This window comes from Acinetobacter rudis (assembly GCF_000829675.1).
Classification (GTDB): Bacteria; Pseudomonadota; Gammaproteobacteria; order Pseudomonadales; family Moraxellaceae; genus Acinetobacter; species Acinetobacter rudis.
Map to the genome: position 1 here is coordinate 57,814 of NZ_BBRX01000020.1, position 23,223 is coordinate 81,036.

19 protein-coding genes and 1 tRNA gene are annotated in these 23,223 nt (G+C 38.4%); 13 read left to right on the forward strand and 7 right to left on the reverse strand.

Annotation, left to right across the window (positions count from 1 at the left end):
- Positions 1-56 precede the first annotated feature (56 nt).
- The gene (locus Aru01_RS04725) at positions 57-1,040 is read right to left on the reverse strand and encodes a glycosyltransferase (RefSeq protein ID WP_016657898.1); all 984 of its coding nucleotides are present in this window, start codon (positions 1,038-1,040) and stop codon (positions 57-59) included.
- An 11-nt stretch (positions 1,041-1,051) separates the two neighbouring features.
- Positions 1,052-2,023: a CgeB family protein gene (locus Aru01_RS04730; RefSeq protein WP_228128761.1), complete on the reverse strand. Its 972-nt coding sequence runs from the start codon at positions 2,021-2,023 to the stop codon at positions 1,052-1,054.
- 599 nt (positions 2,024-2,622) lie between these two features.
- On the opposite strand from Aru01_RS04730, the gene Aru01_RS04735 reads away from it, so the two are divergent.
- Complete coding sequence (locus Aru01_RS04735) at positions 2,623-3,864, forward strand: capsule polysaccharide biogenesis protein (RefSeq protein WP_016657896.1); 1,242 nt, start codon at positions 2,623-2,625, stop codon at positions 3,862-3,864.
- A gap of 2 nt (positions 3,865-3,866) precedes the next feature.
- On the opposite strand, the gene Aru01_RS04740 is transcribed toward Aru01_RS04735, so the two are convergent.
- A complete protein-coding gene (locus tag Aru01_RS04740) occupies positions 3,867-4,502 on the reverse strand; it encodes a LuxR C-terminal-related transcriptional regulator (RefSeq protein WP_228128760.1) in 636 nt (211 codons plus the stop codon).
- Positions 4,503-4,630: 128 nt separating this feature from the next.
- On the opposite strand from Aru01_RS04740, the gene Aru01_RS04745 reads away from it, so the two are divergent.
- Positions 4,631-5,443, forward strand: a complete 813-nt coding sequence (locus Aru01_RS04745) for a DUF4198 domain-containing protein (protein ID WP_016657894.1) — start codon at positions 4,631-4,633, stop codon at positions 5,441-5,443.
- A 233-nt stretch (positions 5,444-5,676) separates the two neighbouring features.
- On the opposite strand, the gene Aru01_RS04750 is transcribed toward Aru01_RS04745, so the two are convergent.
- A complete protein-coding gene (locus Aru01_RS04750; protein ID WP_016657893.1) occupies positions 5,677-7,044 on the reverse strand; it encodes a trimethylamine monooxygenase in 1,368 nt (455 codons plus the stop codon).
- A 732-nt stretch (positions 7,045-7,776) separates the two neighbouring features.
- Here Aru01_RS04750 and Aru01_RS04755 point away from each other — a divergent pair.
- Entirely contained in the window at positions 7,777-9,087 is a 1,311-nt protein-coding gene (locus Aru01_RS04755; RefSeq protein WP_016657892.1) for an MFS transporter, read from the forward strand.
- 137 nt (positions 9,088-9,224) lie between these two features.
- Here Aru01_RS04755 and Aru01_RS18605 read toward each other — a convergent pair whose 3' ends face one another.
- Both Aru01_RS18605 and Aru01_RS18610 read right to left on the reverse strand, forming a co-directional pair.
- Entirely contained in the window at positions 9,225-10,049 is an 825-nt protein-coding gene (locus Aru01_RS18605) for a siderophore-interacting protein (RefSeq protein ID WP_016657891.1), read from the reverse strand.
- A gap of 9 nt (positions 10,050-10,058) precedes the next feature.
- Positions 10,059-10,532 (reverse strand): PadR family transcriptional regulator, encoded by a 474-nt coding sequence (locus Aru01_RS18610; protein WP_016657890.1) that lies wholly within the window; start codon positions 10,530-10,532, stop codon positions 10,059-10,061.
- Between the two features lie 289 nt (positions 10,533-10,821).
- Here Aru01_RS18610 and Aru01_RS04765 point away from each other — a divergent pair, with 289 nt between their 5' ends.
- From Aru01_RS04765 to Aru01_RS04795, 7 genes are all read left to right on the forward strand, one after another.
- A complete protein-coding gene (locus Aru01_RS04765) occupies positions 10,822-11,775 on the forward strand; it encodes an ABC transporter permease (RefSeq protein WP_016657889.1) in 954 nt (317 codons plus the stop codon).
- The gene (locus Aru01_RS04770; protein WP_016657888.1) at positions 11,768-12,742 is read left to right on the forward strand and encodes an iron chelate uptake ABC transporter family permease subunit; all 975 of its coding nucleotides are present in this window, start codon (positions 11,768-11,770) and stop codon (positions 12,740-12,742) included. The genes Aru01_RS04765 and Aru01_RS04770 overlap by 8 nt, the downstream gene beginning before the upstream one ends.
- Positions 12,727-13,491, forward strand: coding sequence for an iron ABC transporter ATP-binding protein (locus tag Aru01_RS04775; protein ID WP_016657887.1), 765 nt, complete (start codon positions 12,727-12,729; stop codon positions 13,489-13,491). Before Aru01_RS04770 ends, Aru01_RS04775 begins: the two co-directional genes overlap by 16 nt.
- Positions 13,492-13,500: 9 nt before the next feature.
- Positions 13,501-14,478, forward strand: coding sequence for a siderophore ABC transporter substrate-binding protein (locus tag Aru01_RS04780; protein ID WP_016657886.1), 978 nt, complete (start codon positions 13,501-13,503; stop codon positions 14,476-14,478).
- A 230-nt stretch (positions 14,479-14,708) separates the two neighbouring features.
- Positions 14,709-15,200, forward strand: coding sequence for an RNA polymerase sigma factor (locus tag Aru01_RS04785; protein ID WP_162183598.1), 492 nt, complete (start codon positions 14,709-14,711; stop codon positions 15,198-15,200).
- Positions 15,200-16,102 (forward strand): FecR family protein, encoded by a 903-nt coding sequence (locus Aru01_RS04790; protein ID WP_016657884.1) that lies wholly within the window; start codon positions 15,200-15,202, stop codon positions 16,100-16,102. Before Aru01_RS04785 ends, Aru01_RS04790 begins: the two co-directional genes overlap by 1 nt.
- Before the next feature lie 107 nt (positions 16,103-16,209).
- The gene (locus tag Aru01_RS04795) at positions 16,210-18,939 is read left to right on the forward strand and encodes a TonB-dependent receptor (RefSeq protein WP_016657883.1); all 2,730 of its coding nucleotides are present in this window, start codon (positions 16,210-16,212) and stop codon (positions 18,937-18,939) included.
- A gap of 170 nt (positions 18,940-19,109) precedes the next feature.
- Here the strand turns inward: Aru01_RS04795 and Aru01_RS04800 are convergent.
- A tRNA-Gly gene (locus Aru01_RS04800) sits at positions 19,110-19,185 on the reverse strand.
- Positions 19,186-19,412: 227 nt separating this feature from the next.
- Here Aru01_RS04800 and salA point away from each other — a divergent pair.
- Genes salA through Aru01_RS04815 form a run of 3 tightly spaced genes read left to right on the forward strand, consistent with a single transcriptional unit; the run spans position 19,413 to position 23,075 of the window.
- Entirely contained in the window at positions 19,413-20,699 is a 1,287-nt protein-coding gene (salA, locus tag Aru01_RS04805) for a salicylate 1-monooxygenase (RefSeq protein ID WP_016657882.1), read from the forward strand.
- A 60-nt stretch (positions 20,700-20,759) separates the two neighbouring features.
- Complete coding sequence (locus tag Aru01_RS04810) at positions 20,760-22,121, forward strand: MFS transporter (RefSeq protein ID WP_016657881.1); 1,362 nt, start codon at positions 20,760-20,762, stop codon at positions 22,119-22,121.
- A gap of 60 nt (positions 22,122-22,181) precedes the next feature.
- Positions 22,182-23,075, forward strand: a complete 894-nt coding sequence (locus tag Aru01_RS04815) for a LysR family transcriptional regulator (RefSeq protein ID WP_016657880.1) — start codon at positions 22,182-22,184, stop codon at positions 23,073-23,075.
- Positions 23,076-23,223 lie beyond the last annotated feature (148 nt).

Here is a 23,223-nt window from a genome sequence, read left to right on the forward strand (position 1 = left end):
ATTGAGTTTTAACCTACTGACTATACTATATCTATTAAAGGGAAATATATTGTTAATCAGATTAATTTAATTTTTCTAAACATATGCCCAGGAATTTCTGCCCAAAGTGCAGTAAATTCACTGGGCTTTTTATTCTGCATCGCTAATAATTCAAAAAAATGGTTTATCAATAATAGCGTACAAGGGCTTTGTTCGATTGTATGCGCTGTTAAAGCACTAAACTTCTGATGAAATATATTTTGGTTTTGTAGACGTAATTGATAGTAATTTTCTTGTTTGTTCTTACTATGGTAAAGATGCACAAAATATATAGGTTGTAATAGCTGTTCGAGTTGGGCTTTACTGAGTAGAGCACGAAAACCAGTGGCCATCATCGGAGCCATATAGGGCTCATCAATTAAGATTTGCTCCGTATATTCAATCAACTCTTTGTGTTTAAAGAGTCTGAGCATAAAGTCAAAATCTTCATAACCGTGACCTTTATAGCTTTCATCGAAGCCTTGTATAGCGTGTACAGACTTTAGATCACAAATAATGATGGATGATGGAAAGGCAAGGTGTAAGATCCACTCTCGTTTGAATTGATAATAATATTGTCTAAATACCGATACAGGATGTTTAGAAAGTTGTCGGTTACCTTTAGCACTCAAGTATAAACACGGATACATACAAATTTGTTTAGGGCTTTGTCTTACTGCCGTTAAGGCTTGCTGTATTTGCTCCACATCTGCAACGATATCGACATCTAAAAAAAGCACATAAGGTGTTGTGACTTGTGCCAGTGCTATATTACGCAATTTAGACAGTTGATTTTGACTGTTAGGACTAGTGATTATGCTCACACCAGTTAAATGTTGGAGCTTGCTTTTAAGTTTACTGACCCATGCTTCAGGTGTCGCTGCACAGCCGAAGATGATGTGCAATCCTGTAGGTGCTAAGCTCTTTGCTATATCTATAGCACGTTGAAAAATGTCTTTGCTGCGTCGGCTGAAGTCTAGTGGGACGACAATACTAAGATCGCTGAGTGGGCTACCGATCAATCTAAGATATCCTAAATGTTGAATAAATAATCTTGCTTGGGCAATTCGCTATAAGCATGATCTATTTTACAGCTGATTAACAGATATTTGAGCCAAGATCTTAAGGTGTAGTGTTGAAAAACATGTTCTCGTGCTGCATTTACTTTTTCAATTTGTGCTGGACTATAACCATATTGTAATTGTTCAAATAAAGCGGTGGCTTGTTCACTAGTTTCTATAGTTTCACATAGTTCTGGAAATAAATGATCAATTGCATTACTTGGATTACTAATCACCAGTCGATTACAGGCCATAATTTCGATCAAGCGTCTTGAAAACATGGTTGGCGAATTGGTGATGGTATTTACATTGATTGATTGTTGATACTCATGATTCAAGCTTGCTGTTTTTCTATAATCGACTGCAGTTTTATAGACAAGCTGATCAAGCTTCGGAAACTGATAGTCTTTGTTTGTCTTAGCAAGTTTTGCATGCCGATCGACAATGGTTAAGCCAAAGGGTGCAGCGGCTTCAAAACAGAGATCTTGCCACTCACGACGTTCATGATGCATGTGTCGTATATAGCTTCCAATAAAAATACTTGAGCGGGTCTGGATTTGCTCGAATGGTGCTGGATAATGAATTTTGGGCTGAAAGGGGAAGGGCAACACCGCAATTTTAGAATGCGGGCAGCGTGCTTGATATTGTCCTATCAGATTCATATCTGTAGTAAAAATATAATCAAATAGCTGAGCAGATTGAATAAATTGCTCAAAATGAAAAGGATCTTCTTTATTCCAAAAGATCGTTGGAATATTACGATTTTTAGCCCAATTGACTAATTTTACCAGTTGAAGATTGTTCCGTTCTGGATGCTCCGGATAATTTGCAACTTTGTGTTTCCATTGAGTTTGATTGCCTAGCCAAGTAGATTCGACCAAAAGAAAATCATACTTCTTATAAAATAAAGGCAGATTTTTAGGATGGGCAAAATCTAGATTCACATATGGCTCGAGCGCCAGAGTCTTTCTGGTAAAGTCATCCAATACACATAGTATGTCAAGTGTATATTTTTGCGGAGATGGCGTAAACGGAGGCATAGACGTTGCTTGGCTTTCTCAAAAGTAAACTAAGATTAGTTTTATGTTAATTGCGTCAAATATTGAACCGTAAAGCACGTATGCTACGCTTTTCACAGGTAAAAAACCAGTACGAAATGAAAGCAGGTATCGGTTCTTCAATTAAATAAAAAATACACATTGAAAAATGTGAGTTTTTTTTAGGGATAATTTTATCTAGATTCTTGGTCTTAGCGATTGAGCCATATAGTTTAGACATAAATTGCAACAGCATGTGTTCAATCTTTGACATATATTCATCTAACTTAAATGTCTATGTGCTTGTCAGTTTTTATTTTACTTATTTAATATCCAACCTATAATGTGTCCGCTATAGTAACTATACAGATAGTAGTGAGATCGACAAATTTGGATTGTTGGTTATTTTAAGTGGATTATTTTTCCATAACGGTGATTTTTTTAAACATTCTTTTGACATATTTATTCAAGTCCAGAAGTTTTGAAAATTTCAATTTAGGTATTTCATGACACAACATATCAGTGAACTACTGAGTGCTCGACGGGTCTTGTTATTACAAGGTCCGATGGGGAGTTTCTTTAGTCTTTTAGCCAAGTGGCTTGAAGGGCATCAGATTGATGTGTTAAAAATAAATTTTAACGGCGGTGATCGTTTTTTTTATCCCAATAAGTCTGGTGTTTTTGACTACACAGGTGGGCTAGAAGATTTTGCAACTTGGTTAAAAAAATTTTTAGAACAACAAAATATTGAAGCTATCGTATGCTTTGGTGATTGTCGTAAATATCACCGTATTGCCAAGCAAATTACTGAGCAAAGCTCAATCCAATTTTTTGCCTTTGAAGAAGGTTATATCCGCCCAGACTATATTACTTTTGAAAAGGGTGGGGTAAATTCCTTTTCGAGCTTTTCTCAGCAACAATATCCGCAGACTGAAAAGCAGCCATGTATACCCGTACATAATCAGTATGGAAAAATGGTGTGCAGCGCAATTTTATATTATCTTTTTGGTGCATTATCTCGGGCACATTATCCCCTATATCAACATCACCGTGGTTTGAGTACCCGACAAGAATTAGCTTATAGTCTGGTGTCGATATGGCGTCGACAAAAAAATGCACTAGTGGAACCACGACGCTTTAAGCGGTTTATTCAAGATTATGACAAACAGTATTATATATTCGCCTTACAGGTTCATAATGATTCACAGATACGTGTTCATAGTGATCTTGGCTGCATGGAAAAATATATAGAACAGGTTGTAGAAAATTTTAGTCAGTATGCAGACCCACAGCAGCATTTAGTCTTTAAACACCACCCAATGGATCGTGGTTATCGTCATTATGGTGCTTTATTACAGGAACTCGCTCAGCGTTTTGCTGTAACTGGACGTATTCATTATTTTTGTGATATTCATCTGCCAACGTTATTGAAACATAGCTTAGGTATGGTAACAGTAAATAGTACAACTGTGATTCAGGCGTTGTACCATAAAATTCCAGTTAAAGTACTCGGTAACGCACTTTATAATTTACCTCGTTTGACCAATCAACATCGCTTGGACCAATTCTGGAAAACTCCGGGTGTCGTTGATCACGAGTATTTCTTGCAATTCCGCCATAACCTTATTGCGTATTCACAGTTAAATGGCTCATTTTATGGCATGTCACCTTGGATGAAATCTGAATATCCGAAAATCACCACATCTGCGATGAAGTACAAAAACAATCCGAATAAGCTAAAGGTCTAACCTTATATAGAGGCAAGTTTGGGTGTAATAGAGGTGATGATTTTAGAACTCAGTTGGTTCTTATTTCGTACCCCAAGTTTTTTCATTAAGTTTGCTTTATGTACTTCAACGGTTCGATGTGACAAGCCGAGTAATTTAGCAATCTCCTTACAGGTCAATCCATTTACGATGTACTGGGTGATTTCAGTTTCACGCTTACTCAGCTGTAATTTAGGCATGAGTTGGTCTTTACGTTCAAAGTGCCAAACAGCTAGGCGAAAAGGATCTTCTGGCGTGAGCGTATGTCCATGCGTCTGAGTCCAGAAAAGCTGTCCGTTATGGTGCTGCATAAAACGCTGGTCTGAGTAGCCAAGACCACGCTGTTCTAATAAACCTTGTAGGGCATCATGGCCAATTTTTTCAAAGTCTTCCTGACTGGGAAAGAGTTTGGCAATCGACTGTTCTAATAACTCTTGTTTACTGTAGCCAAATAATTGTGCAAAGGCTTGGTTCATCGCCATCATGCGTCGTTGGCTGAGTACCACGATTGCTGCTGGCGCATGTTCAAAAGCCAGCTGTTGATAATCCATATCCAGTGTTCCTGCTGAAATTTGTCCTTTTATTGAATATAACTGAACTTTACTGTAAATGTCATCCATGTTGCATGCTAAAGCAGGTGATCTAATAAGAAGTCGAAAAAAAACAACATGATATTTGTGATGTTAGGGCTAGACCCAGTTAGATTTTTGATTGATAATCATTTTCATTTAATCTAGATTGTATGAATATGAAACAGTATCTTGCCTCATTTGCACTGCTTGCGCTTTGCACACAAAGCTTTGCTCATTCGCCGTATGTTGCACCGAATAGTTATTGGGTTCAAGGCGAACAAACTGCGATTTTATCAGCCTTTGCCGAAGAACCATTTGATGCAGAATTTGCAATTTCAGGGTTTGATTTTAGTGTATTAACCCCTAAAGGTCAGCCACAAAAGTTAAGCTTAACGGATGCAAAAGCCTTGAGTGTTGCAACGGTTGAAACCACAGTGGATGGGACTTATCAAGTCTTAGGACAGCGTAAGAGTGAACTTAAGTATGCACAGGTTGGTAAACGCTGGCTGAGAGTGATGGATATCAAGTCAACAGACTTACCCGCGCTCGAACAGCGTAGTTTTGTTTTACCAAGTGAAATTACTGCGAAAAATAAACAGCAGAATGTAGAACGAATCGAAGAAGTCACTAGTTTCTTCTCCAAAAATAAAACCAGCCCTGTACACGTCTCAACAGATCCAACGCATTTAGTGTTGAACTACGCTACACACCCAAATCAACTCTCTACAAAGACCCCATTAACTCTGAATATGAGTTTAAATTCTAAGCCCGTACAAGGTTTAGCTGTGCAAGTAGACAAACAGTTTACTCAAGTTGGACAACAACCAGCACCAATCAAACTACAGAGTGATGCCAAAGGTGATGTTAAAGTCATTTTTCCAGCAGCTGGGCAGTATTTGATTACAGTCACCACACCTGAGCAACAAGATCAGCAGAAACTCGCACCACGAAGCTATCGTAGTATCGTGACTGTATCGGTCAACGATTAATCGTAGGTCGAGAAATCTCTCTTGTAAGTGGTACTTTTCACCTGTATCCAGGTGAACTGATAAGCTCTAATCCTCTGAGTCATCCAATGAATGTGACTGAAATATTTTCAAATACATACAGATGAATTATGAGGAGCTTTGCTCTTTGTAACAGATGAGGGCTATAGCCAGTACAAGAGAGGATGATTTCACTCTAGCCACATTCAACTATGGCTAGAGTTCACTTTAAAAAGTTAGCTAAAAGAAGCTTCTTTCTTCACGGTTTTTTTCGCTAAATACGCTTTTAATGAGTCATCATAAGCTTTAAGCCAACGTGTATGGTGTTTAGCTGCCATGGTGCCAGTCATGACTGAACGATAGGTCTTGTCACGAAAAGTCATGATGTCATCAAATTTGTGTTGATGCCATGTTAAGAAAATTTGATTGACCTGCTCAATGTCAAACGTTGGATAGTCCGTCTGCTGAATCAAACGCTCAACATATTGTCCTTGGAACTCAATCAATTCAGCAACATCATCGAGTTGTTGTTCTTGTTCATGGAGCTGTTGACCCTCTTGTTGCATTTGTTCAACGGCAGGTAGCTCGATACGTCCAAGAATCACATCACGCACATACCATGCCTGTGCATCAAACATATTGAAGGTATACCACTGGTCTTGCATACCGAGATAAAACAATTGGTGGTTATTTTCCCACACGACACCTTCATAAAGATTAAGCGGATATAAGCAGTTGTGTGTTTTTAAGCGTAATTGATCTTGCATAAATGGGAAGTGATGCAAATACCCAGTACATAAAATAATGGCATCGACTTTGGCTGAGCTACCATCTTCAAAATAAGCAGTGTCATGATCAACATATTTTAGACATGGACGTTCAGACCAGTTATCAGGCCATTTAAAACCCATCGGTTTAGAGCGGTAACAGCTGATAATTTCTTTCGCACCGTATTTATAACACTGTGAACCAATATCTTCAGCTGAGTAACTACTGCCCACGATGAGTAAGGTTTGATCTTGGAACTCTACTGCATCACGAAAATCATGTGCGTGAATGAGACGACCTGTGAAGTGTTCAAAGCCTGGATATTCTGGGACACGGGGTGTGGAAAAATGTCCAGAGGCCACGATCACATAGTCAAAAGCTTCATCATAGATTTGGTTGTGTTGGTAATCTTGTACAGTGACGTTAAATTGTTTGCTGTCTTCATCAAAAGTGACATAGCGTACAGCATGTTGAAAACGAACATATTGGCGTACATCGGCTTTTTCAACGCGACCTTTGATATAGTCCCAAAGCACTTCACGCGGAGGGTAAGAGGGGATCGCGCGACCAAAATGTTCATCAAAAGAATAATCTGCAAATTCTAATGCCTCTTTGGGGCCATTACTCCACAAATAACGGTACATACTGCCATGTACAGGTTCTCCATTTTGATCGACTCCAGTGCGCCAGGTGTAATTCCATAAACCTCCCCAGTCTTGTTGTTTTTCAAAGCAGACAATTTCAGGAATATCTATATTTTGTTCTTTAAGTGCCTGAAATGCTCTGAGTTGTGCTAAACCACTCGGGCCTGCTCCAATAATTGCAATACGTTTCATTAAATTCTCCGAAGGCATAACAATATCAATGTGAATATCTAGGCTCCAAGCTGCATTATTCAGGCACTTCACAGGGCTATTGTTACTGGGTTCATCGTAAAAAATAAAAATGATACTAGCGGTTTTTTTAAATAGTGTCAGGTTTATTTTTAAAATGAATTAATTTTTTTAAAAATATCATACCTATTTTAATGCATCATATTTTGTGATTATGTGCTGAATTAATTGTTAAAACTAAACAAATGGATATTTTTTAATATTGTATATAAATCAATACAATGTGAGTTAATTTTGCATAATTTTTTGAGTCGAATTAATGGTTTTGTTTTTGAGAATTAATCGGTATGTTTGAGTACTTAATATGTGTTGAATTGTTGTAATGTAACAAAAAATTATATTGTAATTTTGCCTGTGTTTTTCCTTAATATCTTTTATTTATGCATAATTATTGAGGTGAAATTATCATGTGTTGATTAACTTTAAATTACTTAAAAATGGTTGTGTTTATAGTGTTTGTTTTCATGATTTAATGTTTCAAATTACTTAAGTAATTAGGATGATTGACTTGAGCTAATGTCTGCTTCAAATTAAAAAATATAAGCTAAATTCATTTTAAAATATTGCTTAATATTTAAAGCCTTAGAGGCCAATGCAAAGTCTAGTCACAGCAGAATGACAGATTTAACCGAAGGATTCATATCGGACACAATAATTTTAAGGAAAGGGAGCAATATGACTTTAGACCGTAATGTTCATGCGCAACAAAAAAAATCGTCACATCGGTTAGCTGGTATTTCCAGTATGGTCGGGACAACCATCGAATGGTATGACTTCTTTATTTATGGTGCTGCGGCAGCGCTTATTTTTAATAAATTGTTTTTTCCTCAATTAGATCCACTCAGTGGTGTATTTGCAGCCTTTGCGACCTATGCGGTTGGCTTTATTGGTCGACCTTTGGGGGGCATCGTATTTGGCCATTTTGGTGATAAAATTGGCCGTAAATCGATGTTATTACTAACATTATTTCTTATGGGTGTACCAACGGTACTGATTGGCTTACTCCCAACATATGAGAGTATTGGTTATTGGGCGGCCGCATGTTTGGTGATTTTACGCTTTGTTCAAGGCATGGCCATGGGGGGAGAGTGGGGTGGCGCGGTACTCATGGCTGTTGAACATGCACCTGAAGGTGGCAAAGGTTTTTGGGGGAGTCTGCCGCAAGCAAGTGCCGGTGGTGGCTTAATGCTCGCCTCAGTTGCGTTATGGTTTGTGTCGTTGTTACCTGAGCAAGAGTTACTGAGCTGGGGATGGCGTATACCTTTCCTTGCCAGTGTTCTACTGTTATTTGTGGGATGGTATATACGGGTGAAAGTACCTGAATCCCCTGATTTTGAAAAGGTAAAAGAACAAGCAGAAGAAATTAAAGTCCCTGCAGTTCAAGTCTTTAAAAATCATTCTAAGCCCTTGATCACGATTATTATTGCCCGAGCAGCAGAAAATGCATGGTTTTATATTGCATCCACTTTTGCGCTTGCCTATACCACGACTCAATTGGGAATTGCGCGGCAAGAAATTTTATTTGCCACTGTATGTGGTGCAGGACTGATTTTATTTACCACACCATTATGTGGACATTTATCCGATAAAGTCGGTCAGCGAAATATGTTTATGTTTGGACTTGCAGTTTTGGCTTTATACAGTTTCCCATTTTTTAGCATGCTCAATACACAAGATCCATTTTGGATCTGGACTGCCATCGTACTGGCATTAGGCGTGGTTTTCCCAATTATGTATGCGCCGCAGTCACAGCTATTTGCTCGTCAGTTCCCTGCAGAAATCCGCTACAGTGGGATTTCGATCTCAGTACAGCTTGCGGGTGTTTTAGGCGGTGGGATCGCGCCGTTGATTGCAACCAAGTTATTAAGTGTCGGACAAGGGAGTCCACATCTAATTTCGATTTATATTTTATCAATGGCCTTACTTGCCATAGTCTGTAGCTCATTTATGCCTAAAGATGAGCTCAAGAAAACTCAGTCAGACTAAGGGTAAACACAGTTGAAAAGAAGTTAAATGTTTTAACTTATTAATCAAAAGACTCGGATTTTATAATCCGAGTCTTTTGTTGTTTCACCCATGTGAACTTCAGATAAAATTACCGTCTTATCATTTGACTATGTCAATCAATCTTCATCATCAGCTAAGGTTTGGCCACTGTTTTGGGTGCCTTTTTGCCAATATGAAGCTGCTTTAATAAATGCTTTATCTACAGCAAAGTCATTGACCAGACGTTTTCTTAAATGACGCGCAACCTTAAGCTCAGCTGCGATCCAAATATAATAGTCTTCTTTAGGGAGTTGTAGCTGTGTCAATGCTTGATCAAAAAAATCTATATGTGCAGCAGACTGACCATTACGATGCAACCAATGCGTAGTGACCTGTGCTTGAGTTTGCCACTGTAATTGATCAGCTGCACTGTCGACTTCGACGATCACTAAGGCATGAGCAGTTGCGGGTAATTCTGCTAAACGTCGGGCGATAGCAGGTAAAGCCGTTTCATCACCAAATAACACATGATGTTGATAACTGTCAGGAATAACCATTGAGCCACGGGGACCAGCAATCGCAATTTTGTCACCCACCTTAGCTTTTAGCGCCCATTGAGTGGCAGGACCAGCCTCATGAATAGCGAACTCCAAAGTAATTGTTTTTGCTACAGTATCATAGGCACGCGGTGTGTAGTCTCGCATGACAGGCGCTTTCCCCTCAGGGAATTTTAGACCTTGTTCGCTCACAGTGGGCAGGATGATTTCACCTGTATCAGGATGAGGAATAAACAACTTTACATGGTCATCAAAAGCACTGCTGACAAAGTCAGCGAGGTCATCACCAGTGAGTACAATCTGCAACAATGAAGGAGTGAGTTGTTGTATCTGTTGCACTTCAATCTGACGAAATTTCAACGCATGTTTAACGCGGTACGGTTTTTTATCTTGTGCTAAATTCATGAAAACATCCTATAACTGTTTGACCTGTTCCAAGGTCTGTTTAAGTATGAGTACAAACTTTTGTGCTTGTTCATCATCTAGAGCGTGCTGTGAGAGATGGTCATGTAGCTCATAACGGAAATCTTCAATCGCCTGTACCACAAGCTTGGGGTACTTGGTCCATCTCAAAACATGCTGCAAGAGCTGTTCAATCTGCAGTTCTTCTTCTTGATAACGTTGCCGACCTGCTGCTGTCAGCTGATAGCACTGTTTACGACCATCGCCCTCTGCTGGACACTGTTTGATCAGTTGTTTTTGCTCTAATTCAGCGAGTAATGGGTATAAAACACCAGGGCTAGGCCGATAAAGATCTTTGGTTAACTCACCAATAACTTTAATTAATTCATAGCCATGTCTAGGTTGTTGCGATAAAAAATGCAACACAACCAAACGTAAGCCTCCATGCCCAAAACCACGCTGTCGCTGTGTTTTTCGACTTTGCATTGCCTTTACCTCCTGATCTCATGTGAAAAAGATATATCTTTTATTTGTAATTTGCAATAGAGAATGATTCTCCTTTACATAAAAGATATATCTAAATTTTTTTTGAATTAAAATTTTAACTAAAAGTTGAATTAAAACAGCGGACTTAAACTCAAGCACACTAAATGAGAATGATTTTTAATTACATATGAGGTATGGTTGTGAATTGCTCATATTTTATCAAGATGAACTGGAAAATTATTGAACTCAATAATGATGCCAAAGCCCTGAACTGAGTCACGATTTGAATATGCTAAAACGCCGCTATATTTTCTTGTTGTTGCTTCCACTGGCCTTGTTTTCTTTATTTGTTGGCGTGGCAGATATGACAGTACAAGCACTTCTGTCTGGGCAGAGTCATGCTTGGGAATTATTTTGGACCAGTCGTTTACCACGTTTAATGGCGATACTGATGGCGGGTGCAGGTCTAAGCGTGTGTGGTTTGATCATGCAAACCTTGAGTCGTAACCGTTTTGTCTCACCAACAACTGCAGGGCTTTTTGATTGTGCTCGTTTGGGCGTATTACTGGCGATTATTGTGGTGCCTGCCGCTTCGATCTTGCTCAAAGCTGGTTTTGCGATGTTGGTTACCTTAGCCGGTAGCATGGTGTTTATGAGTATTTTAGCAACCCTCAAACATCGTGATCCTGTTTTTGTGCCCTTAGTCGGAATGATTTTTGGCGGCATTGTTTCTGCTGTCACGACTTTTATTGCTTTACAGCTAGATTTGCTCCAAAACATTATGGGCTGGATGCAAGGTGATTTTTCCAGCATTTTAAATGGTCATTATGAGCTGATTTATTTGAGTCTACCTGTACTGGCGCTGATTTATTTTTTTGCAAATCGTTTTATTTTAATTGGGCTTGGGGAGGACTTTGCCACCAATTTGGGACTTGCTTATAAGCCAACGTTATTTATTGGACTGCTGCTTATTTCAATCATGACGGCAATCGTTGTTGTGACAGTTGGAGCGATTCCTTTCCTGGGGTTGATTGTCCCGAATATTGTCAGTCTTTATTTGGGAGACAATATTCGTCTCACCTTATCTCATACCGCTTTGCTTGGTGCTTTGTTGGTTTTATTGTGCGATATATTTGGTCGTTTGATTATCTTTCCTTATGAGATCCCGATTAGTTTAATTATGGGGGTACTCGGGAGCATGATGTTCTTATGGTTATTGCTCCGGAGGTATCAACATGCCTAAGCTGAGTAATCATTCAACGAAATTGATGATCCTGACGATACTTGTTTTATCTATAAGTACAGCTTACCTCAGTTGGGATCTTAGCCATATCTGGCAGTATGCAATTAAGCTGCGTCTAAAAACCATTCTTGCAATTGTTGTATCTGCTGTTGCGATTGGCACAGGAACCTTGGTCTTTCATAGTATTGTTAACAATCGAGTCGTCACCCCTCAGGCACTAGGTTTAGATAAACTTTATGAGTTATCTAAAACGCTGATTATTTATTTTTGGGGTGCCAGTACACTTTTATCGATGCATCCAGTGATGGACTATTTGTCCAGTGTAGGTGTAATGCTGTTATTTGCATTGATGCTTTATCAATTGATCTTTAAACGCGTTGCCCAGACGCAGATGTATTTTTTACTGCTCATTGGTCTGATTTGTGCCACTTTATTTGATAGTTTAACCACCTTTTTACAAGTATTACTCAATCCAGATGAGTTTCAGATCGCAGCTTATGCAGGTTTTGCCAGTTTTAATGCAGTGAAATGGCCTGCACTGTATTTATCTGCACTGACTATTTTTCCAATCTTGATTTATGTCTGTTTTCGTTACCGCCAATTAGATGTCATGGCTCTCGGGCGTGATCATGCACTTAATCTTGGACTTAATTACGATCAAATCTGTCTTAAATTGCTGATTGTGGTGGTATTGGCTTTGGCATCTGCCACCGCACTTGCTGGACCGATGATGTTTTTAGGTTTGTTGGTATTAAATATTAGTCTGCAGATTTTCAAAACCCATCAACACCGTATTTTATTACCGGGCATTATTTTAGTCAGCTTATTGGTGTTGTTAATTGGGCAGTTTGTGGTGTTGCACTTACTCAATTTAAAAACCACGCTCAGTGTGATTATTAATTTTGTGGGTGGAATCTATTTCTTCTGGATACTATTGAAGGAGAATAAAAAGTGGCAATTGTCTTAAAAAATCTGAGCAAGTCCTATCAACACAATACTGTGGTGGATGATGTATCACTACAGATTAATAAAGGACAGTTCACTGCATTTATTGGGCCTAATGGTGCAGGAAAAAGTACTGTATTGGCATTGATGAGTCGTTTGTTAGCAGCAGATCAAGGACAAGTATTCTTAGATGGTCTGGATATGCAGCAGATGCAAAATGGTGAGATTGCCAAAAAACTCGCGATACTCAAACAATCCAATCATACCGAACTGAGATTAAGTGTAATTGATTTAGTGACTTTTGGTCGTTTTCCACATTCTAAGGGACGCCTCAATCAAGAAGACCATGAAAAAATTACTCAGTCGATTGAATACATGGATTTGGGTGATCTAAAGCATAAGCAACTCACTGAGCTATCAGGTGGACAGCGCCAGAGGGCATATATTGCCATGATTTTAGCTCAGGATACCGATTATATCCTTTTAGATGAGCCACTGAATAATCTAGACATGAAACATGCAGCCCAGATGATGCAGCTCTTAAAACAGTTATGTGAGCAACACGGTAAGACCATTGTTGTTGTAATACACGATATCAACTTTGCATCGGTATATGCCGATGAAATTATTGCCATGAAAAATGGTCGACTGGTTTATCAAGGTCATCCTGATCAATTAATGAATGAAAAAACTTTAGAAGATATTTTTGATTTTCATATTCCAATTCAACAGGTTAATCAACACAGATTTGGACTTTATTTTATTAGTTAGGAGCACATCATGAGGCTATTTAAGCAAAAAAGTTTGAGCAAAAGTTTATGGGCAATCGGGTTTATGGCTGTATTTGTTACAGGTTGTGGGCAATCCAACAAACCTGCTGATCAGCAAGAAAAAACCGCAAGCACAACAACCGATCAACAACAGAGCTTTAGCAGCAAAGCTGGTGAAATTAGTATCCCGCGTCATTTAACTAAAATTGTCGCATTGGATGGTAATGCTTTAGGAACCATTACAGCATTAGGAGCTGAAAATCAGGTCGTTGCGGTCGCCAAAGGTACTGCATTACCACAAGCATTAAAGCAATTCTCTGATGCTCGTTTTATTGACGCGGGTAGTGCTAAAGAGGCAAATCTTGAGCGTGTCGCATCGAGCCAACCTGAAGTAATATTAATCAATGGCCGCATGGAAAACCAAATGCAGGCGCTCAAGGAAATAGCACCGACCTATTTTATGGAAGTTGACTATAACAACCAATTCCCAGCCTTTAAGCAACAAACCTTGAACATTGCGAAAATGGTGAATAAAACTGATGTGGCAGAGCAAAAACTTGCCAAACTTGAGCAAGATATTGCAGCAGTAAAAGAAAAAAGTGCAGGCAAATCCGCACTGATCGTTATGGTCAATAACAATAAATTAGCTGCCTATGGGCCAGGCTCTCGCTTTGGTGTTATTCATGATTTATATGGCTTTAAACCTGCTGATGCCAGTATTAAAGTTGGTCTGCATGGTATGGCGATTTCACCTGAATTTATTGCAGAAAAGAATCCTGATTACTTATTTGTTATCGATCGTGGTGCTGCAATTACTGATCAAAAAGATGCAGCAAAGAAAGTCCTTGATAATCCATTGGTAAACAAAAGCAAAGTCGCTCAAGACGGCCATATTATCTACTTAGACTCAGCAACTTGGTACTTAATGAACGACAGTTTACTGGGTATGCAAAAAATGGTGGCTGAGGTCAGTCAGGCTTTAAATTAAGCCTAGTAATATTAGATAAATTTTTAACGATAGGCTTATTGAGTTAAATAGGCCTATGGCTTCAGTTGTGTCCACAAATAATTGAGTGATTAAAGCTTTCGCTTTAGCTTAAATGTTTATGTAACACAGTCAGTTTCAAATACAAATAATGTATAATAATAAACAATAATCATTCGCATTGGGTTTGTTGTGATATGGAGCGCTCTGACAATCAGCTTCTGCAAGTTCTTATGTCAAATTATGCTGAGTTACTGAGCTTTATTCGTGCTCGTTTTGGTGACAAGCAATTTGCACAAGAAGTTATGCAAGAAACATGTTTGCATGTTTTAGAAAAAAAACATGTATCGCTCGATCAGGTGAATTCTCCTTTGGCCTTACTCAAAACGATTAGTTTGCATTTGGCAATTGATTTATATCGTCGCAGTAAACGTATAGATGAACATCTTAATATAGACACTGATGTATTGGATTGGGTTGATGATGATCAACGACTGACAGGGCCTGAATTATTAATTGCTCAAGATCAGTTTGAAGAAAAAATTATGGCAGCGATTCAGGCTCTACCACCTGTATGTCAGGATGTCTTTATTTTAATGCAGTTTTATCATATGTCTCAGGTCGAGATAGCAGAGCAAATGGGAATCTCTAGAGGCATGGTTGTGAAGCATTTAGCTCGAGCATTAAAAGTGCTTATTCCTTTTTTATTTGATGAGCACGAATAATGTCACAGTCACCGAGAGATGATCATAGCGATGAGCCTAAAAAATATAGTTTAAGTGATGTGAAGTTAGCGATATCACCGTTTGAGGATCGCTTGTTAAAGCGTTTACCAAGTAAAGAAGAGATATTGCAACGTGCGAAGAAACGTCAACATAAGAAAAAAATTTCATATGCAGCTTTGGCATGGTTTATTGCTTTCGGTGGTGGTTTGTATTGGCTTGATCCAGCCTATCAAACTCAACAGTGGCAGACCCAAGTAGGAGAGTCGCAGCAGATTCAGTTGTTAGACCGCAGCACGGTTCACTTAAATAGTCACTCAAAAATAACGGTCAACTATCATCTGTTCTCAAAACGAATTCAGCTTGAGCAGGGTGAGGCAATTTTCAATGTGGATCATTCGAACTGGAAACGTTTAGAATTTTTTGAACGTCGTTTTATCGTTAATAGTGGCATGCTGCAAGTCGAGGATATTGGCACTGTATTTAATGTGCGCCGTTATACTGCTGATCATAATCGTGTTGGAGTTTTGCAGGGTAGCGTAAAAGTTCGTCTGTTAACAGATTCAAATCAGCAAGATTTGATTTTAAAAGAAAATGATTTTTATGAAAATAAACACAATCAGCTCTATCGTTTAAATCAAATTAAGCTCAATACAGAGACCGCATGGCAGCAGGGTTATGTTGTTTTTGATCATACGCCACTAAAACAAGCGATTGCTGCATTTAAACCCTATCAAAAATTTGAAGTTTCTTATTCACATCCAGATACGCAAAATATTTTAATTTCTGGCCGCTTCCAATTACACAACTATGATGCATTTATGCAGATATTACCGCAGCTGATAGATGTCAAAACTGTGCAGAAAGCTAAGCACGATTGGCTGATTATACAAAGTGGAAAGTAAGAGTGAAACTTAATTGAAAATAATTCTTATTTGCAGGTATACATTTTGGACTTTAACTACGGCTACTTAGGTATACAGCTTAAATATTCCGATGTAGGAGCCAAGGTATGCGTCATTATTCAGCACAACGGGGTGAAAAAAACACCCAAAAAATGTGGAAGTTAAGAAAGCTTAGCGTAGTGTTAGCAACGCTTTTATATTCACATGTTTTATATGCTGACGATAAGGTATTGAACTTTAATTTGGCTGCGCAGCCTTTGCATCTGTCCGTTGAGCAATTGGCTCATCAAGCCAATGTGCAAATTCTATATGCAAGTGAATTGCTCGAAAATAAAAATGCAGCAGCACTCACAGGGAAACTGAGCTTAACATCAGGATTAAAACAATTATTAAAGGGTACTGACTTACAGGTAGAACAACATGGTGATATTTATATTATTCGAAAAAAAAATCACAATGAAAATAAAACAGCAACTGTACCAGCGAACGATACAGGGCATTTAAATCAAGCGACGGTGATCGAGCCAATGCAGACGTCAAATCGCTTGCAACTGGCACCAATTGTTGCCTATGCAGAGGCTGACCCCTCTGTTTATGATCAACCGAGATCGGTGAGTATTATTTCTAAGGCTCAGTTGGAAAATCGACCAACACGACATGCTGCCGACATGTTAGAGCAGACCTCAGGGGTATATTCAACAGTGAGTCAACAAGACCCTGCATTATCAGTCAACATTCGTGGTATTCAGGATTATGGCCGAGTAAATATGAATATCGATGGGATGCGGCAGAATTTTCAAAAGAGTGGTCATGGTCAACGTAATGGCCAAATGTATATTGACTCTGAGTTAATATCGAGTGTTCGTATTGATAAAGGTGCAACCAGCGGCATAGGGGGAGCGGGTGCTTTCGGTGGGATTTCAACGTTTAATACGGTAAGTCCTGAAGATTATTTAACTGATGATAAAAACTTTGGGGGTAAGTTACATTTAAGTGCGGGGAGTAATGCGACTAAATTTATTGGAAGTGCAATATTGGCTGGTCGTTATCAAGATGTGGATGTACTTTTTGCGATGAGTGATCGGCAACTGGGTGACTACAGTCCAGGGACCAAAGGAGAGTTTGGTAATATCCGAGTTAATAATGATACTGGTCACTATGATCAATTTCTTGATCAGATCAAGCAAAGTAAAGTGACTGATACCAATTATAAAATGCGTTCCTATTTAGGCAAGATCGATTGGCATATAGATGATGCACAGCGCTTGAAGCTGAGTTATATCAAAAATGAAACTTCCACACCCAATGCAAGCGCCTTAAAAGATATTCATAATCCAAATGATTATAGCGATTATTATTTGGGCTGGACGCGCACAGGGTTTAGTCAAATTGATTCACAAAGTATGGCAATCGATTATCAATTTAAGCCAGAAAATCTCTCTTGGATTGATCTGAAAACTAAACTGTATTATGTCGATACAGAAGACTATACCGATACCTATCCAACCAATACTTTAAAAACCAATGGATATTGGGCCACGACCCGTATGCGAACCTATGGCTTGCAAGCTGAAAATAATACCGATTTTAATACAGGTGATCGCAGTAATCTTAGGCTGAACTATGGTGTAGATATATTTTATGACAAAGGCACCAGTCGTTCCGATCGTGAGGTCATGGTGGGTGTAACCCCAGCTGGAAACCGAAGTTTATCGAGCTTATTTGGTAATTTCACATGGGATTATGATGATTGGTTAAAACTACAGGGCGGTGTACGTTATGACCGTTATCGGTTACGAGGGAGTACTGGTTTTGATGTCGTACATTTCCCTTATACCAAAGAAAATCCCTGTACAGCGGCACGTATACGGGGGTGTAATGGAACAATTCGAGAATATCAAGAGTGGCATGTTAATGATGAGGCGGGCAAGCTATCTCCAACTTTCGCGATTGCGGTTAAACCTGGGCTTGAATGGCTAGAACTCTTTGCCAATTATGGTCAGGCATGGCGTCCACCTGCGATTACTGAAACATTAACTTATGGCAGTGCACATAGCACTTCAACACAATATCCCAATCCCTTTTTAAAACCTGAATCAACCAAGGCATGGGAGGCTGGTTTTAATATTCAACAAACTGATTTTATTTTTGATAACGACCGTTTCTTTGCCAAAGTCGCTTATTTTGATACTCAAGTAGATGATTATATTAACCTGCATATTGCACGTGTAAAGCCAGGTATTTTCTCACCGAGTATTGGTAATGCTGCTTACGTCAATAACCAATCCAAAAGTAAATTTCGAGGGATCGAATATCAACTCAATTATGATGCGGACTGGTTTTATGTCGATATGACTTATACCCGAATGATTGGTAAAAATGACTATTGTACCAATAGTGCTTGGTTAGGCGATGTGACCTATGTGGGCGGAACCAGTGGTAATTATTATCAAGTGCCAGCAGATGATTGGAATAGCTCTAGACGTTGTAACGATGGCACTATTTTTAATGCCTCTGCCTTTTTACCAGGTGATCGAGGGTCACTCACATTAGGTGGTCGTGCCTTTGATCATCAATTGGATGCAGGGGTAATCGTTCGCTTTAATCCAGGTTATCAAGATTATTCAACACCAAGTAATTTCCCCTATTTGGCAGATTGGCCAAAATATACACTTTATGATGTCTATGCAAATTATAAGATAAATGATCAGTTTACCTTACGTGGTTCAATTGAGAATCTTGCAGATCGTGCATATGTGGTCAATTATGGCGATATCCAAAGCAGTACTTTGGGGCGTGGGCGAACTTTTCAGGCTGGTTTAGAGTTTAAATTTTAATTTTAGCTGTGCTTCAACTGAGGCTGATGGAGTGTCATGGGCTTCAGTTTATTGTTTTTATTGCGATAAAATCTTAAAAATAATCAATGAAATAATTTGAGTCTTGCATAATGAATTTTATATTCAACATAAAAAAGCCCCAAGTTTTCACTTGAGGCTTTTTTTGAATCTGGAGCGGGAAAGGAGACTCGAACTCCCGACCCCAACCTTGGCAAGGTTATGCTCTACCAACTGAGCTATTCCCGCATGCGGCCTATAATACAGTATCAAAATTAACGGTCAAGATTTTTTTATAGTGAGATGATTTGATTGAATAAATTTAAATCAATGTCAGGGATAAATAAAAGCAAGCGGGTTATTTGGATCGTTTAACTATCAATTTTTTAGATGGTTTATTGCAAAAAATATAAATTGGATTAATTCCTAGAGATCATGAATGATGTAATCCATAGGATTTAACTCAGGATAGAATCATGGATCGAAAAATTAAAGTTGCGATTGTTGGTGGTGGGATTGCAGGTTTAGCCTTGGCCACCAATTTGGCTAAAAATAAAAATATAGATTTATATTTATTTGAGTCTGCACCACAGTTTTCAGAAATTGGAGCAGGGATTTCTTTTGGTGCCAATGCTGTGAAAGCCATTCATTTATTAGGGCTAGGTCAGCAATATGAAGAAATCGCAGATACGGTAAAAGCACCTTATCAAGATATCTGGTTCCAATGGCGTAATGGTTATACTGATGAATATCTTTCTGCTTCACTTGCTGAGTCGGTCGGACAGTCTTCTGTACACCGTGCTGATTTTTTAGATGCTTTAATCCCTTTGGTAGATCACAGACATGTTTATTTTAATAAACGCGTTCAGCAAGTTACAGCAACGCATGGACAAGTCAAAATAGTATTTGAGGATGCTGAGATCTTTGAATGTGATTATGTTATTGGCGCAGATGGTATTCACTCTAAAGTACGTAATCATGTATTAGCATCTCATGATTTAGCAGCAGTAAAACCCCAATTTTCTGGTACTTGGGCTTATCGTGGCATAATTAAATATGCAGATTTCAAACATGCCATTACAGCGTTAGGCCATGACTCAGAACTGGCTGATGTACCTCAAATGCTTTTGGGAAAAGACAAACATATTTTAACCTTCCCAATTCGCAAGGGTGAAGAAATTAATATTGTTGCGTTTAAATCTGATCGTAATCAAACGGTGCTTGAGGAAAATACACCTTGGACGATGCCAACAACCAAAGCTGAAATGCTGGCTGATTTTTCTGATTGGAGCGAGAGTACGCAAGCTTTATTAAATCTGATTGATGAGCCAACGATTTGGGCATTGCATGAGATTGAACCTTTAGAAACTTATCAGAACAGATTTAAAAATGTTGTCCTCATTGGAGATGCCGCACATGCGATGTTACCGCATCAAGGCGCTGGTGCAGGACAAGGTTTGGAAGATGCTTTGATCTTGGCACAACTGTTTACAGTTGCTGGTCTTTCTTCGGAGCAGTTACCACATATTTCAGAAATCTATGAAAAACTCAGAAAAGAACGGGCGATTAAAACTCAAAATACCTCACGTGAATCAGGTGAAATTTATGAGTTGTATTCTAAGCAGTACACTCACTTCTCAGAAATTGGGGAGCATTTAACGCATCGTTTTGACTGGTTATGGCAGCATCAATTAGAACAGGATGTTCAAACTGCGAAGACCTTATTAACTCAAGTGATTAAGGAGGAGTTTGCAGATTGCTGAGTTGAACTCAGTCATCTGTATGCCTCTATATTTCATGTTTCATTGACTAGGGAAGTCTTTATGAACACATTAAATGCAAATGAAATTATCGACCATGCCAAATTAAAAGGTATTCATTGGCGAGTCATATTATTAAGTGCGTTGATTATCATCTTTGATGGATATGATTTAGTTATCTATGGCGTAGCTTTACCTAAACTTATGCAAGAGTGGCAAATTGATCCAATGACAGCAGGTTTGTTGGGGAGTTTGGCGTTATTTGGCATGATGTTTGGCGCCATTATTTTTGGTAGCTTGAGCGATAAATTAGAAAAGTACGGTTTTAGCCGAAAAAAAATTATCGCAGTATGTATCGTAATTTTTAGTGGTGGCACGGTGCTATGTGGTTATGCAAATTCACCACAAGAGTTTGGTGTCTTGCGATTTATTGCAGGTTTAGGCTTAGGCGGTGTAATGCCGAATGTCATTACTCTAATGACAGAGTATGCGCCAAAGAAGTTGCGATCTACATTAGTCTCCTTAATGTTCAGTGGTTATGCTGTAGGAGGGATGTGTTCTGCCTTACTCGGTATGTGGTTGGTACCATTGTATGGGTGGAAAATTATGTTCATTTTAGGAGGGATTCCATTATTACTGCTGCCTGTAATTTGGAAATTACTTCCTGAGTCGATTGACTATTTAGTTCGTCAAAACAAACACGATCAAGCCTTAAATATTTTGAAGCAAATTGATTCTACAATTGAAATTCAGGCAAACACTCAAGTACATTTACATCAGGAAAATCAGCAGGCTTCTCAATCACCCTTAAAAGATTTATTTTCAGAAAATCGAGGGCTAACCACATTACTCTTCTGGGCAAGTGTATTTATGGCACTTGTTTTAGTCTACGCTTTAGGTAATTGGTTACCTAAACTGATGATTGAGGCGGGTTATGATTTATCGACAAGTTTAGTCTTCTTATTTGCACTCAATATCGGTGGTATGCTTGGGGCAATTTTTGGAGGATTCTTTGCAGATAAATTTAGTTTGCCAAAGATCTTGGGTATTTTATTTATCAGTGGTGCTATTTCTTTATTCCTACTGAGTTATAGTCTACCGACCTTTATCTTATACTTATGTGTTGCAGTCGCGGGAGCCGCCTCGATTGGTGGACAGATTTTATTATTGGCTTATATGTCTCAATATTATGCTTCTAATATTCGTGCAACAGGTTTAGGGATGGCTTTGGGGGTAGGGCGTTTAGGTGCAATACTCGGTCCTATCTTATGCGGTTGGTTACTGAGTTTGAAACTCCCTGTACAGTATAATTTTATTGCTTTATCCATTCCTTGTGCGATTGCTGTGGTTTGTGTGATCGCGATTCATGTACGAAATCAACGTCAAACGATTAAGGTATTTAAAGACAATAAAGCCAGCTATTAATTAAGTAGAATAGAGAGAAAGAAAAATATCTCTTTCTCTCAGTAATTTTCAAGGAAGAAAATGATCGATCTAAGTTTAATTAAAGTCTTTATTATTATTTATCAAACTAAAAATATCAGCCATGCAGCAGAGCGTTTAAATCTGAGTCAGCCATCAGTGACATATAACTTAAATCGATTACGCAAAATTCTCAATGATCCTCTTTTTGAGCGTGATAAATTTGGAGTAAAGCCGACAAAGCTTGCTCAAGACTTGTATCCAGATTTTTATGATGCCATTGTTAAAATTGATTTAGCGATCGATGCTGCAAAGAATTTTGATCCAAAAACATCAAATAAGACATTTAGATTGGGTGTATCTGATTTAGGAGAAATCTGTTTATTACCTTCATTAATGCAGTATTTAATTGCATATGCACCAAATATAAAATTAGAGATTGAAGAAATTCAATGCGACAAAGTAGAAGAGTGGTTGGTCGAAGGCTTTATTGATGTGGCTGTTTTTAATAGTACTTATACGATTATGCCTAAAATCGAATCGCGTAATTTATTTGAAGAGCATTATGTTTGTATTGCAAATAAAAATCATGCACGGATTCAAGGTGATTTAACCTTGGCGCAGTATTTGGGTGAAAAGCATATCGCGATTAAATCATCGACAGGGCATGTTGAAATTGATCAGAAAGTTAAAGAACTAGGATATCACCGTGAGGTGATGTTAGAGGTTCCTCATTTTAGTGTTTTAGAAAATATTGTGAAGAATACTGACCTGCTCGTGACCCTACCTTCACGTGCAGCTAAGGTTTATCAACATAATACAGATGTGAATATTTTTAAATTACCCTTCGAGGTACAACCTTTTCATGTCAGTGTAAATTGGTATAAACACAGAGATGATGTTGAAGCACGCAAATGGTTTTGTCGTATTTTAAAGAATATTTTTAGTACATTATAAGTTTGTGTTTGAACGTACTGACCAATAAATTGCTATGACCCCTGTCTTGGTTGTGAAAGTTCAGTTTTAATTATAAAAAATAAATAGAAGTTATTGATTTTGAACGATGCAGTCCAATGAATTTACTTTTGCTTCAGTTCAACTAATG

Bases quoted from the DNA above. Each gene is read 5' to 3' on its own strand.
- Aru01_RS04735 (WP_016657896.1), top strand. From the start codon at position 2,623: ATGACACAACATATCAGTGAACTACTGAGTGCTCGACGGGTCTTGTTA.
- Aru01_RS04740 (WP_228128760.1), bottom strand. From the start codon at position 4,502: ATGGATGACATTTACAGTAAAGTTCAGTTATATTCAATAAAAGGACAA.
- Aru01_RS04745 (WP_016657894.1), top strand. From the start codon at position 4,631: ATGAAACAGTATCTTGCCTCATTTGCACTGCTTGCGCTTTGCACACAA.
- Aru01_RS04750 (WP_016657893.1), bottom strand. From the start codon at position 7,044: ATGAAACGTATTGCAATTATTGGAGCAGGCCCGAGTGGTTTAGCACAA.
- Aru01_RS04755 (WP_016657892.1), top strand. From the start codon at position 7,777: ATGACTTTAGACCGTAATGTTCATGCGCAACAAAAAAAATCGTCACAT.
- Aru01_RS18605 (WP_016657891.1), bottom strand. From the start codon at position 10,049: ATGAATTTAGCACAAGATAAAAAACCGTACCGCGTTAAACATGCGTTG.
- Aru01_RS18610 (WP_016657890.1), bottom strand. From the start codon at position 10,532: ATGCAAAGTCGAAAAACACAGCGACAGCGTGGTTTTGGGCATGGAGGC.
- Aru01_RS04765 (WP_016657889.1), top strand. From the start codon at position 10,822: ATGCTAAAACGCCGCTATATTTTCTTGTTGTTGCTTCCACTGGCCTTG.
- Aru01_RS04770 (WP_016657888.1), top strand. From the start codon at position 11,768: ATGCCTAAGCTGAGTAATCATTCAACGAAATTGATGATCCTGACGATA.
- Aru01_RS04780 (WP_016657886.1), top strand. From the start codon at position 13,501: ATGAGGCTATTTAAGCAAAAAAGTTTGAGCAAAAGTTTATGGGCAATC.
- Aru01_RS04785 (WP_162183598.1), top strand. From the start codon at position 14,709: ATGTCAAATTATGCTGAGTTACTGAGCTTTATTCGTGCTCGTTTTGGT.
- Aru01_RS04790 (WP_016657884.1), top strand. From the start codon at position 15,200: ATGTCACAGTCACCGAGAGATGATCATAGCGATGAGCCTAAAAAATAT.
- Aru01_RS04795 (WP_016657883.1), top strand. From the start codon at position 16,210: ATGCGTCATTATTCAGCACAACGGGGTGAAAAAAACACCCAAAAAATG.
- salA (WP_016657882.1), top strand. From the start codon at position 19,413: ATGGATCGAAAAATTAAAGTTGCGATTGTTGGTGGTGGGATTGCAGGT.
- Aru01_RS04810 (WP_016657881.1), top strand. From the start codon at position 20,760: ATGAACACATTAAATGCAAATGAAATTATCGACCATGCCAAATTAAAA.
- Aru01_RS04815 (WP_016657880.1), top strand. From the start codon at position 22,182: ATGATCGATCTAAGTTTAATTAAAGTCTTTATTATTATTTATCAAACT.